This is a genomic window from Motilimonas sp. E26, assembly GCF_021278025.1.
GTDB lineage: Bacteria > Pseudomonadota > Gammaproteobacteria > Enterobacterales > CBDFNC01 > Motilimonas.
On the sequence record NZ_JAIBHJ010000022.1, the window covers coordinates 1 to 16,503 of the forward strand.

General features: G+C 45.1%; 19 protein-coding genes. 6 read left to right on the forward strand and 13 right to left on the reverse strand.

Going from position 1 to position 16,503, the window contains the following annotated elements:
* Positions 1 to 79: 79 nt before the first annotated feature.
* Positions 80 to 487, reverse strand: coding sequence for a hypothetical protein (locus K1M91_RS16030; protein WP_232803271.1), 408 nt, complete (start codon positions 485 to 487; stop codon positions 80 to 82).
* Positions 488 to 621: 134 nt separating this feature from the next.
* On the reverse strand, positions 622 to 1,002 hold the full coding sequence (locus K1M91_RS16035; RefSeq protein WP_232803272.1) for a GFA family protein: 381 nt from the start codon (positions 1,000 to 1,002) through the stop codon (positions 622 to 624).
* A 360-nt stretch (positions 1,003 to 1,362) separates the two neighbouring features.
* Here K1M91_RS16035 and K1M91_RS16040 point away from each other — a divergent pair, with 360 nt between their 5' ends.
* A complete protein-coding gene (locus tag K1M91_RS16040) occupies positions 1,363 to 2,322 on the forward strand; it encodes an integron integrase (RefSeq protein WP_232803273.1) in 960 nt (319 codons plus the stop codon).
* Between the two features lie 362 nt (positions 2,323 to 2,684).
* Here K1M91_RS16040 and modC read toward each other — a convergent pair whose 3' ends face one another.
* The 3 genes from modC to modA are packed head-to-tail and all read right to left on the reverse strand — an operon-like array spanning position 2,685 to position 5,307.
* The gene (gene modC / locus K1M91_RS16045; protein ID WP_232803274.1) at positions 2,685 to 3,827 is read right to left on the reverse strand and encodes a molybdenum ABC transporter ATP-binding protein; all 1,143 of its coding nucleotides are present in this window, start codon (positions 3,825 to 3,827) and stop codon (positions 2,685 to 2,687) included.
* Positions 3,824 to 4,516: a molybdate ABC transporter permease subunit gene (gene modB, locus K1M91_RS16050; RefSeq protein ID WP_232803335.1), complete on the reverse strand. Its 693-nt coding sequence runs from the start codon at positions 4,514 to 4,516 to the stop codon at positions 3,824 to 3,826. Before modB ends, modC begins: the two co-directional genes overlap by 4 nt.
* Positions 4,517 to 4,542: 26 nt before the next feature.
* Positions 4,543 to 5,307, reverse strand: coding sequence for a molybdate ABC transporter substrate-binding protein (gene modA / locus K1M91_RS16055; RefSeq protein ID WP_232803275.1), 765 nt, complete (start codon positions 5,305 to 5,307; stop codon positions 4,543 to 4,545).
* 156 nt (positions 5,308 to 5,463) lie between these two features.
* Between modA and K1M91_RS16060 the strand changes: the two genes are divergently transcribed.
* Together K1M91_RS16060 and K1M91_RS16065 are read left to right on the forward strand one after the other, a co-directional pair.
* Positions 5,464 to 5,877 (forward strand): polymer-forming cytoskeletal protein, encoded by a 414-nt coding sequence (locus K1M91_RS16060; RefSeq protein ID WP_232803276.1) that lies wholly within the window; start codon positions 5,464 to 5,466, stop codon positions 5,875 to 5,877.
* Between the two features lie 48 nt (positions 5,878 to 5,925).
* Positions 5,926 to 6,849 (forward strand): DMT family transporter, encoded by a 924-nt coding sequence (locus K1M91_RS16065; protein WP_282561167.1) that lies wholly within the window; start codon positions 5,926 to 5,928, stop codon positions 6,847 to 6,849.
* Positions 6,850 to 6,851: 2 nt separating this feature from the next.
* On the opposite strand, the gene K1M91_RS16070 is transcribed toward K1M91_RS16065, so the two are convergent.
* Entirely contained in the window at positions 6,852 to 7,079 is a 228-nt protein-coding gene (locus K1M91_RS16070; protein WP_232803277.1) for a hypothetical protein, read from the reverse strand.
* A gap of 279 nt (positions 7,080 to 7,358) precedes the next feature.
* Entirely contained in the window at positions 7,359 to 7,676 is a 318-nt protein-coding gene (locus K1M91_RS16075; protein ID WP_232803278.1) for a hypothetical protein, read from the reverse strand.
* A gap of 166 nt (positions 7,677 to 7,842) precedes the next feature.
* Between K1M91_RS16075 and K1M91_RS16080 the strand changes: the two genes are divergently transcribed.
* The 3 genes from K1M91_RS16080 to K1M91_RS16090 all read left to right on the forward strand — a co-directional run bounded on the left by K1M91_RS16080 (position 7,843) and on the right by K1M91_RS16090 (position 9,085).
* The gene (locus K1M91_RS16080; RefSeq protein WP_232803279.1) at positions 7,843 to 8,241 is read left to right on the forward strand and encodes a GFA family protein; all 399 of its coding nucleotides are present in this window, start codon (positions 7,843 to 7,845) and stop codon (positions 8,239 to 8,241) included.
* A 6-nt stretch (positions 8,242 to 8,247) separates the two neighbouring features.
* On the forward strand, positions 8,248 to 8,472 hold the full coding sequence (locus K1M91_RS16085) for a DUF3565 domain-containing protein (protein ID WP_232803280.1): 225 nt from the start codon (positions 8,248 to 8,250) through the stop codon (positions 8,470 to 8,472).
* Between the two features lie 112 nt (positions 8,473 to 8,584).
* Positions 8,585 to 9,085, forward strand: a complete 501-nt coding sequence (locus K1M91_RS16090; protein WP_232803281.1) for a hypothetical protein — start codon at positions 8,585 to 8,587, stop codon at positions 9,083 to 9,085.
* Between the two features lie 8 nt (positions 9,086 to 9,093).
* Here K1M91_RS16090 and K1M91_RS16095 read toward each other — a convergent pair whose 3' ends face one another.
* From K1M91_RS16095 to K1M91_RS16120, 6 genes are all read right to left on the reverse strand, one after another.
* Positions 9,094 to 9,783, reverse strand: a complete 690-nt coding sequence (locus K1M91_RS16095) for a YafY family protein (protein WP_232803282.1) — start codon at positions 9,781 to 9,783, stop codon at positions 9,094 to 9,096.
* A gap of 66 nt (positions 9,784 to 9,849) precedes the next feature.
* Positions 9,850 to 10,167: a hypothetical protein gene (locus K1M91_RS16100; protein WP_232803283.1), complete on the reverse strand. Its 318-nt coding sequence runs from the start codon at positions 10,165 to 10,167 to the stop codon at positions 9,850 to 9,852.
* A gap of 162 nt (positions 10,168 to 10,329) precedes the next feature.
* On the reverse strand, positions 10,330 to 13,509 hold the full coding sequence (locus K1M91_RS16105; protein ID WP_232803284.1) for an efflux RND transporter permease subunit: 3,180 nt from the start codon (positions 13,507 to 13,509) through the stop codon (positions 10,330 to 10,332).
* A gap of 2 nt (positions 13,510 to 13,511) precedes the next feature.
* Complete coding sequence (locus tag K1M91_RS16110; RefSeq protein WP_232803285.1) at positions 13,512 to 14,723, reverse strand: efflux RND transporter periplasmic adaptor subunit; 1,212 nt, start codon at positions 14,721 to 14,723, stop codon at positions 13,512 to 13,514.
* A gap of 208 nt (positions 14,724 to 14,931) precedes the next feature.
* Positions 14,932 to 15,420, reverse strand: a complete 489-nt coding sequence (locus K1M91_RS16115) for a hypothetical protein (RefSeq protein ID WP_232803286.1) — start codon at positions 15,418 to 15,420, stop codon at positions 14,932 to 14,934.
* Positions 15,421 to 15,481: 61 nt separating this feature from the next.
* Positions 15,482 to 16,501: an alpha/beta fold hydrolase gene (locus K1M91_RS16120; protein ID WP_232803287.1), complete on the reverse strand. Its 1,020-nt coding sequence runs from the start codon at positions 16,499 to 16,501 to the stop codon at positions 15,482 to 15,484.
* Positions 16,502 to 16,503: the final 2 nt, after the last annotated feature.

A 16,503-nucleotide genomic window follows, 5' to 3' on the forward strand; every position in this document is an offset into this window, starting at 1 on the left:
CTCATCGAGGCTCCGGGCTTGTCCAACACTTGAATATAGGGTGTCGGCTTCGCGACACCTATTCTTATCTGTTATGTGTTTATCCATATTCATTTATAATTTCATCAGCATCTAGAAGATCCAGTGCTTTTGCCAGTTTGAAATTTTCATGTACTGAAGCGTGGATAGTATAGAACCCCTTTAACTGTTCTGGGCTTTCAGGAGTAGATTTCAATACTGTATTTAAAGCTTCAAAATACTCAGACCTTAATTCTAAAGGAATTTCAGGGTTACTCTCGTTTTGACGCGCAACTTCAATAGAAGCGACTAGATCAAGCTCACCTGCTTCAACTAATTTTGGTACAGCAGCGTACGAGGCCGTACCAATTTCTCCCTGATGATATAGATTCTCCCAAAGCTCGTTTAAAGCACTCTGCTTATCAGACTTTAATCTCTCTAAAGCAGTAAAAGGGTCATACTTGATTCTATAGCCAGATTCTAAATCCATAAAAATTACTCAGATGATCCTTACGAACACATAACGCCGCAATAAGCGGACTAAAATTGTGGGTTATACTGTGGATCGAAGCGAAACGTAACCCACTGTTTTAGTTCCGTTTAATTGCCTTGTTATGTACGTGCTCAAAGGGATGCTCCATCTATTTTAACGATTGGAATTTGACTGATATTTAATCCACTAAGACAACGAGCATTTACAGCCCAACCAGTAAATGGGATTTTGCCTGCCTCGATTTCAGCTTTGGTCAATTGGCTAGGTTTACGAAACGGCAGAATACCGCATTTAGGGCAAAAGTAGTCTTCTGCGGTCTCACTACCCCATTGGTATAAAACTGCATTTTCTAGGGAAGTTAGAACCGTCAAATTCTCTGCTGGCACTCTAAAATTTAGCGCACCTCTACGGATACAGATGGAACAATTACACTCTCGAAGATGGTCAATATCGGCTAAAACTTCGAATTTAATGAGACCACAGTGACATGAACCGGAATACGTTTTTGACATCCTGCCTCCTTAGTACATAACAGCTTATTATACGGAATTCCGTATAAATCCCGTACGCTACCGCACGGAAATCGTCATTCCGTATAAAATCAATTAATAATATTCAGTCAGTTAAATGCTCTTTTGCTTTTCGTAACAAGCAACATAGGGGAAAACAAAGCGAGAATTTATTTAGCGCGCCAAATTTGGCTTGCTAAATTTTACGACCAAATTTTTTTACTATTGTATATCAGGCAGTTAAAGATTTGTTGTGAACAAACCGAGAATTTTTTGAAAAATTTAACAAGCCCAAAATAGCCAAATCGCAAAAATGCCATTATACCTGTATAAATAAACAGCACATAAATCAGGCGGTAGGCCATGGCTAAATCACGATTCATCGAGTCGATCAGAGCGGATTTAAGAGCGCGACGTTACAGTATAAGAACAGAAAAAACGTATATTTTCTGGATCAGGCAATTCATCTATTTTCATCATAAGCGCCACCCTAATGAGATGGCCAACGCTGAAATTGAACAGTTTCTGTCTTACTTAGCCAATGTACGCAACGTAAGCAGTGCGACGCAGAATTTAGCCCTTTGCGCTTTGATGTATATGTATAAGAACATTCTTCACACTGAAATTATTGGCCTGTCTTATCAGTACACCAAAAAAGAAAAACGCATGCCAACGGTACTCAACCATGTAGAAGCGCAAACTATTTTAAGTCATTTACAAGGCAAGTATTGGCTAATTGCTGCCCTATTATACGGCTGTGGCCTGCGGATCAATGAGGCACTTCGATTAAGGGTTAAAGACCTGAACTTTTCTGATCACACCTTGTTTATTTTTAGTGGGAAAGGCAAAAAAGACCGTTATACCCTGCTGCCCAGAACCCTTGATATTCAACTCAAACAACAAGTCGAATATGCCAAGGGGATTCATCAGCAAGATTGTTCGCTTGGGTTTGGCCTGACCTCGTTACCACCAGCGCTGATTAGGAAATATAAAAGTGCAGCTGCTGATTTTGCATGGCAGTATTTATTTCCTTCTAGTTCACGCTGTGAACACCCGTATAATGGCTATATTTGCCGCCATCACCTCCACGAAACCGCATTTAGAAAAGCGCTGCGTAAGGCAGTGATCGCCAGTCAATTAACCAAGCGGGTTACGGCGCACACCTTTCGTCATTCCTTTGCTACCCAGTTACTGCTTAATGGAACAGATATACGAACGGTACAAGATTTACTGGGGCACGAGGATGTAAAAACTACTGAAATTTACACTCATGTGATGGGCTCGCGCTTTGCCAATACTCTGAGTCCAATGGACCGAACCTAAATAACTTCTGCTCTGTTTAAGTAGATCACCAATTAGATAGCGTATATACCCAATCAACCTGGAGATGCTTGATTTCAGCAAGATTTTACACGCGTTTAGGCAAGACATTGATTGCAGGTAATGGCTTCCCCTTATCAAAATCAATAACACAGCATAAACGCGTGTAAAACTTGCCCTTTGGGAGCGCCGCCGTGTTTCCACTACGTTGTTACGCTAATTTGAAAGGTGCCTACATTCCTGCATTAGCGTGCCTAGTATTGAAAACACGATGGCGCTCTGAAACATGCATCTTCAAGTTGATTGGGTATATACAGCAAGGCGCGCATGGTGTGGTGAGTCCTTTATCAAGGATCATCTAGCTGTTAACTCTTTTTACTTACCCCAAGTACGTTAATTCCTTTGATTAAGGCATAAGCTGATTCGCCCGCCTTAAACTGCATTTCTTGTTGCGCCCAAGCGGTGATCCGCGCTTTGATAAATTGCTCGCCCACGGCCATTAGCCACTCGATTTGCTGATCGGCTAGCTCGGTCATCCCCACTAAGGTAACGGGTAAGATATTACGCATGCTGGTTTGCTCTGGCTGAACACGGCTGATCGCAACATCCGCGGCGCGAATTTTTAGTCGCACGCCATGACCGGCTTGCAGTACCTGTCCTTTCCCTTTCTCGCGATGGCAGCTGCTCCACAAACACAATGGTTTTCCGCCCTCGTCAGCCTTGTTCGCTAACGCCAGGGGCAACATGCCGTGATCGTCGGTTACCTCGGCGACCTTAGCGGTTAATAATACACTTTGTTCGGTCACGCCAAGCCAAGGCTGCATCGCGGGGCTGTTCCACACTTGCTCAAGTGGGCCATGTTGCACAATCTTACCTGCATCCATGAGCACCAAATGGTCCACCAGCTGTAATACTTCATTTAAGCTGTGGCTAACCAAAATAATCGGCAGGTTAAACTCGCTAGAGAGCGCTTTTAGGTAAGGCATCAGCTCTTGCTTGCGCGGCTCATCTAGTGAGGCCAGTGGCTCATCCATTAATAGCAATTGTGGGCCTGATAATAGCGCACGGCCAATCGCCACCCGCTGCCGTTCACCGCCCGATAAACCATTAGGATGGCGCTCTAGCAGTGATTCGATACCCAATAACCCAACAATTCGTGCTAACTTTTCCGCCGTGTCGGCGCGGGTTTGATGGCCATAAAGTAAATTACCGCGCACGGTGTAATGGGGAAATAACCGCGCATCTTGAAACACATAACCAATACGCCGTTGCTCAGGCGCCAGCCAGCGTTTAAGCTGACAATCAACAAAGCATTGCTGCTGAAATGCAATTCGCCCCGCATCTGGTTTAATTAATCCCGCAATCAGGTTAATTAAGCTGGTTTTACCCGAGCCTGATAGGCCAAAAATGCCCACTACCCCTTGTAGCGGCAAGCTGATATTGAGGCTTAACTGGCAATCACCCAAGCGCTTGTCACAGGCTAATACCAAGTTGGCTAATTCACTCATCGCTCGCCCTCTCGCTTGGTTTGGTTTTTACGCGATAACCACTCCGATCCAAGCAGCGCCATTAACGCCAACACCACAGCAATCACGCACAAACGCGCGGCAGCAAACTCTTGTCCCGGCGTTTCAATAAAGCTAAACATCGCCAGTGGTAAGGTTTGGGTTTCATTGGGAATGTTGGCAACAAAGGTAATAGTGGCACCAAACTCCCCCAAACTGCGGGCAAAAGCCAACACTAAGCCTGCCAATAAGCCGGGATAAATTAATGGCAAACTAATGGTGAAAAACACACGAATAGGCCCCGCACCTAAAGTGCGTGCCGCTTGTTCTAGCTTGGGGTCAACGTTATCAAACGCCAAACGCAATGAGCGCACCAGTAATGGAAAAGCCACCACTGCAGCGGCCAAGGCGGCGCCGCGCCAACTAAAAGCAAAACTCAGCCCCAAATACTGCTCTAGCCAAGCCCCTAAGGCAGACTGCGGGCTCAATGACAGCAATAATAAGTAGCCAGTCACCACGGGCGGTAGCACTAATGGCAAATGCACTAAGCTGTCTAACACGCTCTTTCCCCAAAATTGGCAACGTGATAACACCCAGGCTACCCCGAGCCCAATCGGCAAGCTGCATAACACCGCGACACTGGATACCTTTAAGCTAAGTAGTAAAGCCTGTGATTCATAATCGGTTAACATGAATTTTATTGTGTCCATTTTTTTACTTAGTTTACGTTTTGTTTTAAGTTAACAAAACCAAATGCCTGCCAAATGCCTCTTCCCTGTTCAGACCAAAGATAATCATAAAATGCCCTAGCAGCACTTTGCTCAGACAACAGCCCTGCCGGGTAAACAATAGGAGAGTGCGAAGCGTCAGAAAATTTCGCCACTGTGATGACCTGTTCCGAGGTGAACGCATCACTGGCATACACCACCCCTAATGCAGCTGCGCCCCGTTCAACTAAAGCCAAGGTGGCTCGCACGTTGTGACTAAAGGCCATTTGTGCTTTTAATTCAGACCATAAGCCTAATGTTGCCATGGCTTGCTGCGCATACATTCCGGCTGGCACATGTTGCGGGTCAGCCACCGCCAGCCGTTGCCCAGCAAGGGCATTTTGCCAGCTTTGCAGCTGAGTTAAATTAAAACCTGGTTGTGCTTTTTTACTTACCAGCACCAGTTGGTTACTTAATAAAAGACGATTTTGGTGAATGACCACCCTAGACTGCTGCTGTAAATAGTCCATCCACTTTTGATTAGCAGAAACATATATATCCACCGGCGCGCCTTGCTCAATTTGCCTAGCCAGTGCTGATGAGGCGCCAGTAACCAAGGTGATGTTCACATCGCTATGGGTTGATTGATAAGCCTGCAGCAACTGTTGCATTGCAGGTTGCAACGAAGAAGCAACTAACACCCTCACCTCATTGGCCTGCGCGATATTTATGCTGCAGCAAGTAGCGAGCAGTGTAGCTAAAACTCGTTTTAACATCGTACTAGGTTATCCTTGGCTTTCTATTAGGCATATTTTGCTCTGGTACATAAAACCCTAACTATACCTCACTTTTATCGCCCATCAATTGCCTAATTTTCGCCCATTTTGTAAGCTAAGCACCTCTCTCGTATTAAAAAATAAAGAATTAGCATAATGTTTAAAAAGACTAAAGAAGAAGGCTTAACCTACATATCAGAAAACTGCGCTATTACTGGTGACCTTAATTTACAAGGTGAGGTGATTATTAATGGCACTGTAGAAGGCAACATTAATTGTGTTGGCAATGTCACCTTAGGCCGTAGCGGTATTCTCAAAGGCGTATTAAAAGCAAACGAGGTGTTTGTGTCGGGCACCATTGAAGGTGAAACCCATTGCGATATTTTGAATATAGAAAACAAAGGTATCGTGAATGGCGAGCTATTTAGTAGCGACATTCGCATTGATAAAGGCGGCCAGTTCTTTGGTGTGCGTAAACAAAAAAACGCTGAAGAAAAGAACATTGTCGATTTTGACAAAAAGCCAACCGCTAAAGAAGATAAAGACGATAAAAAAGTCGCCAAGGGTTAACTTCGCCTGATATTCTGCCCAATATTTAGTTAATGTTGGGTATTAATTTTGTCTGCTAATCAACAAACATTAGTAAAAAATCAAAAAACAGCCGTGCTATTTGCACTAGCAGCCGTTGCTATGTGGTCTACTGTTGCCACCGCTTTCAAGGTTACCCTAAGCTACTTCAGCCCAATCCAAATGATTTTAGTCGCCACTGTAACCAGCATAGTGTTACTTGGTGGCATTTGTTGCTGGCAAAAAAAGCTGTCTTTATTGCCTAGCTACCTCAAACAACAAGGCGGCTTGTTACTGCTGTTAGGCTTAATCAACCCACTCTTTTATTATCTATTACTGTTCCAAGCTTATGACTTATTGCCAGCACAGCAGGCTCAAGCCCTCAATTACACTTGGGCAATCAGTCTTACCTTGCTGGCGGTGCCGCTGTTAGGACAAAAGCTAACTAAGGCGGATGGCTTGGCTATTTTATTGGGTTATGGCGGCGTGTTGGTGATCGCCACCCAAGGCGACCTATTAGCGTTAGATTTTCAAAATCCCGTTGGTGTCGCCCTTGCCTTGGCCAGCACCTTGTTATGGGCCTTGTATTGGATTTTAAACACCCGCCAACAAGGGGATGCTATTGTTGCCTTGCTGGCTTGCTTTAGCTTGAGTTTGCCGTTTGTTTTGTTCGCAACTTGGTATATTGATGATTTTCAAATGGTTGCATGGCAAGGCTGGGTCGGCGGAATTTACATTGGCATATTTGAAATGGGCTTGGCGTTTGTTTGCTGGCTAAACGCAATGAAATACGCCGAGCACACAGCCAGTATTAGCAACTTAATTTTCGTATCACCTTTTGCTTCACTGTTTTTACTAAATTGGATTATTGGCGAGCCAATTTACGCCTCTACCTTAGCTGGCTTAGGCTTGATTATTGCCGCGCTACTGAGCCAGCAATGGTTAAATCGTAAACTAAGAAGAGCGATCGAATAGGCTCAAGTAAGCAGGTGGCTCACAATCTCTGGGTCAATCTGCTGCAATAACTGTTGCGTCTTGCTGGCTTTGATATCAAGGGGCACCCAGCCATCGGTGCCCATAACATCAATGGTTTCGACCTCTATTTGAACTGATTCAGGGTTAACTGGATCATGGCAACTATGGTACCCAGTGAGTCGAAAAATACCTTGCGAGGTATGTAATCTGCTAATGCTAAATTGAACCATCACTATCCATATTTATCAATGTAAAACCCCATGTTTGATTGTTTATTCTGCGACAACTCCTGCATTCTTTCGCCGTACACTTGATGTAGGAACAGCATTTATGCTGCGAAAACTCAAGCGCCATAACCAAAGCATTAAGCGTATCCCCCCCCCGGAGCAGCGCTTGCTCTGCGAAAATCACAAATTCCCTGAGCAAGCTCATGTCCTACAAAAAACACCAATCAACTAGCTCAATGGAGCTGTATTTATACAGCGAATTCAATCATCAAGCAGGCAAAATCACTGATGAGGCTCAGTCTTAAGAAAAGGCAAAAATGTGCAATAGCCCTTGACTAATTCCCAAGCAAAATAAAGCCAATAAACCGGTATTGGCGCAAGAAGCAACAAGCCAGCCCACCACCATTGTTTTTGCTGTACTGATCGCATGCCAAGGTAGCAATAATGTACAAAGGTGACCACTAATGAAACCAATAACAACTTTAAATAGTGTTCGCGTAGAAAAAAGTCCTGCGGCGAGAGCTTATTCACAATAATCGCGATGACTAGCAGCAAAACGCCTAACAAGCCCAAGTAGTTAAAGAATTTTTCAGTTTTCATCACCAACACTTAAAATCAAATAAAATACGTTCATACCCGATAGACAGCAAGGGCACAATCAATAATCACAACACTTAGTGAAATTGTGATTTACAACCAAACTGTTAAGCTGACTAACAACATAATAGATGGCATAACACATCTTTTTGCAAAGAGAGAACTTTTTATGATCAAGCAAGTGGGCAACACCGTTATCAATGAGAAGCATATGGCCAGTTGCCATTGCGGCGCGGTGCAATTGGAGCTGAGCTTACCTAATGGTATTGAAAAGCCCAGGCGTTGTGATTGCTCAATGTGCCGTCGCCGTGGCGCCATTGTTGCCTCGGTTGCACTTGATGGCGTTAATATCATTAAGGGACATCAGCAACTTAAGCTGTATCAATTTAATACTCATACCGCCAAACACTATTTCTGCTCTGAATGCGGCATTTATACTCATCACCAACGTCGCTCGTCCCCCAACGAATACGGCTATAATGTGGGGTGCTTAGAGGGCGTTAATCCCTTCGAGCTCGGTGAAGTCGTTACTAATGATGGTGTTAACCATCCTGCGGATAGGAAGTAATCCCTTATGAAGCAAGGCATCAGTGGCTATCACTTAGATGAAGAAAATCATTGGGTCGCCGAGCTTCGCTGCGGCCATTTTCAACATGTGCGCCACGATCCGCCTTGGCAAATGCGCCCTTGGGTGATCACTGAAGCAGGCAGAGAAGTCATGATAGGGCATCAGCTCAATTGCCTGAAATGCGATCAAGGGGCGGCCAAAGATCAGCTTGGTAGTGAGGGCGACAAATAAATACCTTATCCCCCATAACAACGAGTTAATAGCGAGAGGCGATTCAAAGTTTAGCTGTAACATAGGGAGTAACATCATGTCTTTATTGACTTTTACACCTTATGGATAAGCTATGTCAGCACCAGCCAAATCAGTACGAACCATTAGAAGACGCTATTGGGGGATACTCGCCCTCTTATTAGTCGTCATACTTAGTTATATGGCAATCACGATCCTTCAAGACCCGCTTGCAGATGATGAAAAAATGATCGCCATCCCATTCTTTGCCTTGGCGGCACTAGCACTTTTTCTGGGCAGCTATGGCTACAGTGACACCCTGATTGAATTTAGAACTAACACCCTTACCCACTCAACTGGCTTTTTTGGCCCAAGACGTTCGAAAAAAGTCACCATTAAACGTCCGCACCACGTTGAGGTTGCACTTAGGCAGGTTGATTCTGGTGAGGTTAATAGTAAGAAGTCTTACTATATAGTTTCCTTGGTCAATGATGAGCGTACCGATATCAACAAGTTTTATTCTGTCACTCCCGCCAGAGCGTTAGGCCGAGAATTGTCACAAGGTTTTAAAATTAGGTTACGCGATTACACTGTTAAAACTTACAAGAAGAAATAGCAGCTTAGTTAGCTCTCCGGCGGCACATACTGCGCAATGTAGTGGGGTAACGATTTTTCTGGGCCGATAGTGAAATACTCAGGCAAGATTGATAGATGCTGAATCCTATCAATACGAAAGTGGCGATAAGCGTTCCTGAGCTCGCACCAAGCGATCATGGTCCATACTTTGCCCCAAAATATTTGCCCTAATGGCTGCAATACACGTGATGTTACCGCCCCATTTTCAGCAACGTAATCAATGCAAATTTTCTGCATCGCATCGGTGGCATGGCGCAGTAGCTGGCTGTGCTCCGCGGTCTTTGATTGGATGTGGTAGTCGGGAACTAAAATAGGAAAGCTTTCTAGTTGGCGCTTTAAGTGGTCTGGCAATACCGACAGTATCTTTTGTGACGCAGTATTACTGGCACTGGCTAATTCAGGATCGGACCATGCCCGCACCATGCGCATCCCCAACTCAAGGGCAACCATTTCTTGTTCATTAAACATTAATGGCGGTAAATGAGAGCCTGCCTGTAGCACATACCCCACCCCCGCTTCGCCTGCAATCGGCACCCCAGATAAGATCAGTGATTGAATATCACGATAAATGGTCCGTTCACTCACCATCATGACTTCAGCAAGCTGCGCCGCCGTTACAGCATAACGCTTGCTACGTAATAAAGTTAATAAGGCAAACAGCCGCTCTGATTTACTCACTTTATTCCTTAATTCAATTAGGCTTTTGTGCAATACACAAAAGCCCAGTTAGAATATTTATTCGCTTTACTCTGCGCTATCACATGATGAGAAGTGGACCTCTTGATGTTGCATCACCACCGAATCTTTATCAGTCAATGCGATTAAAGCCTGGCAATCTACGCTGCTCATAAAGGCCTCATCAGCCGCTTTCGCTGCCGCCATTGACTGCCAATAATATATGTCTGTCCAGCGTTGTTGCTCTGCATTATAGCTAAGTGAACGGTATTGAAAACCGGCTAACTGAGCAATCGCTGTCTGGCTACGCGCCACTGCGGCCATAAAATCTTGCTCGGTTACACCTGCTGCCAATTTAAAACTAACCATTTCAATTACTGAGTTCATGTTCTTTCCTTTGGGTTATTGTTATCAACGGGATAACAATAATCCGAGGCGTTGACAGGAACTGTCAGTAGGGTGAAGGGTTTGTATTAGGCTGCCACAGCTTACTTGCTGCGATCCCCCTGTGGGAGATGTATGGGCTTCTCCCACAGGCAATGCAAAACCTTACTCAGCTAACGGCTCCGGCGCGGGTTTTGCCGCAGGTTTTTTACCCCGTATGCGTTGCACAACTCGCTGAATATCATCAATCATCAAATACAAAGATGGGATCAAAAACAGCGTAACCACTGTTGAAAATAACACACCATAGGCCAACGACACCGCCATCGGGATCACCATTTGTGCCTGCATACTCGTTTCCATCATAATTGGCATTAAGCCAATAAAGGTCGTTAACGAAGTGAGTAAAATCGCGCGAAAACGGCGGCATCCTGAATGCAATACCACTTGGTGCAGCGGCTTGCCTTGGTCGCGGGTTTTGTTGATATGATCAACCAATACCAAGGAATCATTCACCACCACCCCTGCAGCAGCAATAATGCCGAACAAGGATAGCGAGCTAAGATCAATGCCCATTAACTGGTGGCCCGCCACTGAACCAATAATACCAAACGGGATCACCGACATAATAATCAACGGCTGGGCATAAGACTTCAGCGGGACCGCCAACAAGCTGTAAACCAACAACATTGACAGCGCAAAATTTCGTAGCTGTTCATTGGCACTGCCTATTTCAAGCTGTACTTTGCCGCCCATTTCACTGCTCACTCTAGGGTATTGCAGCAACAGCTTAGGAATAAAGTTATCACGGACATCCTGAGCCAACTTGAAGGGCTCCACTTGAGAAGCATCAATTGACGCCCAAACACTGACGGTTTGACTGCCATTTTCACGGCGAATTTGACTCATACCATCAACAAAATTAACTTGCGCCACTTCCGACAGGGGTACTTGCACGCCCGTCTCGGTTTGGATCAATACCTTATCGACCTGACTGATACTATTACGCTGAAACTCAGGGTAGCGCAGCATCACTTTAACTTCATCGCCACCACGAATAATCCGCTGCACCTCTAAACCATAAAAGCTTTGGTTCACCTGCGCAGCAATATCAGCCAAGCTTAAACCTAGGCTATGGGCTTGTGGCTTGAGAGAAAATTGCACTTCTTGACTGTGACTTTGGCTGCTGTCGTTAACATTACCCACCCCAGCTAAGCTATTAAGGTGCTGCTTTAACGCAGCAACTACGGCATCAAGCTGCTGTTGATCTGAGCCTTGCAGGCGGAAGCTAATATCACCGTCATCACGATCATTACCAAACAAGTTGTCTTGAATGGTCAGGGTTTTCATTCCCGGCAAGGGGGGGATCGCTTTATGCCAGCGCTGCGCAACGGCAAAAGTATCCATTGGCCTTAACTCTGGCAGCACTAAACGCACTAAAACTTCCGCTTCGGTACGGCTGCGTAAATCCACCTGCATGTCTGAAATCATGCCTTGACCAAATTCAGCTTCTAGTTCGCGGTCAACCTGATACAGCGCTTGCTCAATTTTTAACGCCATGTCTAAGGTCGCTTGCTCTGACGCATTCACATTCATGGTCAAGCTAATGGTCGGAAAGTCATGGGGAATTTTTGGCTGACCGACAAAGCGAACTAGACCACCTTGATACAAGCCCGCACACACCAAAATCAAGCTAATGAATAGCATAATCAAAGTATAACGATGGCTTAAGGCACGCGCTAAGCAGGGCCGATAAAGCCGCTGAATAAACCAAGTTAAGCCGCTGTCCACCTTAGCTTGTAAATAATTAACCCCTAAGCGAAGCCAGTCGAGTGGATTTTTTGAACCCGATTTGACCACTGTTGGTGACTTCATTGCGGCTAGATGGGCAGGCAAAATAAGCTTTGATTCCACCAACGAAAACAGTAGACACAGTATCACCACAAAACCAATGGCCTGACCAAAAGCCGCCGACGGACCATCATCCAACACTAAAGGTAAAAACGCCGCAATGGTGGTTAACACCCCAAACGTAGCTGGCATGGCAACACGCTTAACCCCGCTGATCACACTGTCGATGTTTTGCCCATATTTGCTCGACTCACTGTGGGCACTCTCACCCATCACGATGGCGTCGTCCACCACCACACCGAGCACTAAAATAAAGGCAAATAAACTCACCACATTAATAGTTACATCGATCATGCTCATGGGCATAAAGAGCAAGGTACCAAGAAAACACACAGGTAAGCCCATCATGACCCAAAAAGCTAAACGCACGCGTAAGAACAGTGCCAGCATCAAAAAGACTAACACCGCGCCGCTTTGCATACTGTCGAGCATTAAGGCTAAACGGCCTTCTAGGTAGTAGGTCATGTCGATCCAAGGCTCAAGATATAGCCCTTGAGGCAAACTTGCTTGCTTGGTTTTTAAGTAGTTTTTTACGGTGTCAGCAACCGCGGTTAAGCTTTGATCTGCCGCAGCGCCAACATAAAAAGTCACCGAATTTTTACCGTTAAAACGCGAATAATGCATGCCTTCTTCTAAGCCATCATTAATTTGCGCCACGTCACCTAGGGTAAGTAACGAGCCATCTTGATGGGTCAGTAACGGCACCGCCGCAAAGTCGGCCTCGCCATAGGCTTGGTTAGCTACCCGCAGGTTAATGTAACCATTTTCCGAGCGGATCCCACCTGCTGACATATTGCCAGAATGACGCTGCACAGCGCGGGCAACGTGGTTAAAGGTTAAGCCGTATTCACGCAGCTTATCTTTGCTAACGGTAATTGAAATTTCATCATCTAAACCACCGTAAAATTCGGTGATGCTGACACCAGGAAGCTGGCGAATTTCATCATAAATTAGCTTACCGGTTTGCTTTAACTCACGTGGCGCCAAATCGCCATATAAGCTGATATACATTACATCTTGGCGCATCTTAATGCGCTCAATTTGCTTACTTTCCATTTCAGCAGGAAAATTCGATACACTGTCGATGGCGGCTTTCACTTCGTCAAGCACTAAAGTTGCATCGTATTCTTCGTTAACTTCAATGTAAGACGTGGCATAGCCGCGATCAGCGTAAGCAATAACTCGCTCTAGGCCTTGCACTTGCTCAAGGGCATCTTCAAATTTAATCAGAATACCTTCTTCCACCTCTTGCGGTGCCGCGCCCGGTAGCACTGCATTAAATTTGATCCAATTCACTTCCACTTGCGGGAAGAATTGTTTTCTGATCGACCCAGCGGTTAGCAAACCTCCGACAATTATCATGATCATTAATAAATTTGCCGCCACACTATTGCGGGCAAACCAAGCAATGATGCCTTTGTTGGTATCCAGCATGATTACCCCTCCTTCGCCGCGTTCTCGGTAGCGCTTTCACGCGCGAGGGCATCATCATTAGCTGGAGCGACTAAACCTTCATGCTCTATTACTGGTTTTTCAGGGTCGTCGACCCAATCCAACTTCATACCCGGCATGGCATAGTCGAGTGCAGAGTTAATCACCTTGTCACCTTGTTCTAAGCCTGAGCTGATAACCGCTTCACCAGCGTTATAACGCAGCACTTCCACCTGGCGGTATGCCAAGGTGCGCTCTGGAGTAAGCACAGCTACTTGACCATCTGTAACAAGATGGCGAGGCAACACACTTACCTCACCCGCGTGAATACCCTCAATTTCAGCACTCACATAGCTACCAAAGGGTAAGATTGAGTTCGCCGATTGTTGTGCATAAGGGTCTTTTATTTCTGCAACTAAATAAGCCATTCGGCTATTGTTATCAATTACGCTCTCGTTACGGACAATTTTGCCTTGAAACAAGCTATTCCCTGAGGTCAGTATGACATCGGCACCAATGCCCTGGTTAACTAAGTACTTAAATTCTTGTTGCGCCAGCGGCAAACGCACCTCACCTTGCTCTGTGCTTAATAAGTTGCCAAGCACCTCACCAGGAGCCGCATACCCCCCCGGACCAATACTACGGCTGGCAATGAGCGCATCATAAGGAGCGCGAATAACAGTTCGATCAAGATTTCGTTGCGCTTGTTTTAAACTCGCCTCAGCCGATTTTAACTTGGCCTGCTCTTGTGCCAACTGTGGTTTGCGCAAGCTGAGCTCGGTTGGTAGCTTACTTTTAATGTCAGACCATTGCTCTTTAGCCACTTTGCCGTAGGCCACTTCTTGTACCAACGCAGCCTTCGCAGCCGCTAGATTTGCTTGGGCTTGAATTAAATCGACTTCATAGTCACTGGGATCAATTTTAGCCAGTACGTCGCCTTTTTTAACGAAGCCACCACGAATGAACTGCGGCGACAAAAAGGTGATTTCGCCACCTACTTGGGCCACAAGTTCGGTTTCATATTTAGCGCTAACAATGCCGTAAGAGGAAACGGTTAAGGTCATGGGTTGAAAATGGTTTTCCAGTACACTAACTTGTACTAGCTTAGTTTCCGGTGGTTTCTGCTGTGGTGGTTGTTCTAAGGACGCTAGACCAAAATACCCCCCAACGCCCAATCCAAGTACCAACATAGGTAACAATATTTTTAGCTTATTCAAAATCCCATCCTTAACCATCTTTCCCATTGACTTAAACGCTTGCTAAGCATGCAAATGTTAACTTCGTTATTCTAAAGTGAGTTGGTTCGCACTCAACCAAGATAGTTAACTATTTTTTGTAAAGTCGCTTTTACAACCTAGTCAGGCCCATATCATGAGCCCATTTTAACCCCAGTGATGAGGCGATCCATCATCGAGTCGCTTCAAACTAGTTGTTTCTTTTACAACGATATTCTTGGCCTGCGGCACTACTTTTCAACACCATAGTTGAATTCGAAATCGCCAAAATCTGCAATGACTCACTCACATTCACAGGGAACAATTCCTTCGGGTTAACAATATTGTCAAATTCGGGGTCAGTTAAATTGACAACACTGACATCGGTCAGAGTACTTATCAAATAGCCCTGTTCTACCTTCCAATTCGACGTGCTATTAACGGCATACTCAATTTCAGGTAAATCAGGTGCAAATTTGGCTTTTAATAATCCTTTGCTAACCAACTTTCCACCACGGATAAACAGGTCATCAGATTCAATCGACACTTGGGCACCACTTTCCTTTACCGCAAATGAACAATGCCAATCACCCAAAACCTTTTCGGTTAGCCGCTCGGAAGAAGAGGGTTCGGTACTAGCCTGAACTGACAGAATACCAGTACAGAGCAAAATGCAAATAAGACGTAGGGTAAAATCCATCTTTCTACCTTAATAATTTCAGACTAATCGTCAAGCTTAACTGTCAGCTGGCATAACCTGTTTACTTGATTGGATCTGGCAGTGGTAATTGTTCGAGCCAACTGAGTAACGTCGGTATTGCAGTGCTCGCCATCGCATCTTCTCCTAACCAAACCAATTTTAACAAGTCTTTGATACCGTAGCTTTGGCCACTGAAATGCTTAGCGTCCAGTAAACCATGGTTGGCATCGTCCAATAGAGCAGTCGTAACAAAAGGGTTTGGCTGCTGTTGCCAATAGGCAAATTCCGTTTTAGCATCAACATTCAAATCATCCTTGCCCCACAAGAGTAAGGTAGGAATGTTAATCTTTGTGTATGCAGAGCTGGCATCAGAGTTTATATTTTTAATAACAAATAAAAACCGCTGACGCGACATGTCACTGTTACGCCGGTAATCGGAGCGCAATGCCGATTTGAAGAAACGCACTTCATCATTGTATTGAGCTATAGCCACCTGAGTATCGGCCTTACTACTGCCTAATAATTGATGCTTCACGCGCGTATAATAACGACCCTGATCGATCCAATTTCTTGCAAAACCAACACCAACGGCAAAACCCACTTTATAGTCATTGTTTGATAATTCAGGAACCACCCAACCTGCTTGGCTAAAACCAATCAAGCCAGTATTACTAGTGGTAAAGCCATAGGTTTGTTGTACCCATTCAACCGCAGCCATCACCTCCTGTTGGCGATCGCTCATTGTTTGATTAAGCCAGTTACCCGACGAATCCCCCACTCCGGGCTTATCCCAACTTAGCACAGCATAACCTTTGGCTCTAAGAGGCTCCCAGATCAATTCATAATAACCATCGGCATCATACGTTTGCGCACCATCGCCATGAACAAATACCAGCACAGCTTTCGCTGGCTGGTTTTGTAGTGGCGTTAGATACACGCCTGACAATTTATTTTCACCATCATAAAAAGTCACAGGCTGCGCATTCGCGTTCACCGCCGAAATAAACAGAAACAAAATAAAAGAAGAGATAGTCAACCACAATGTCATCAACCACTTCCACTGGCTAATATTAATATCCATCG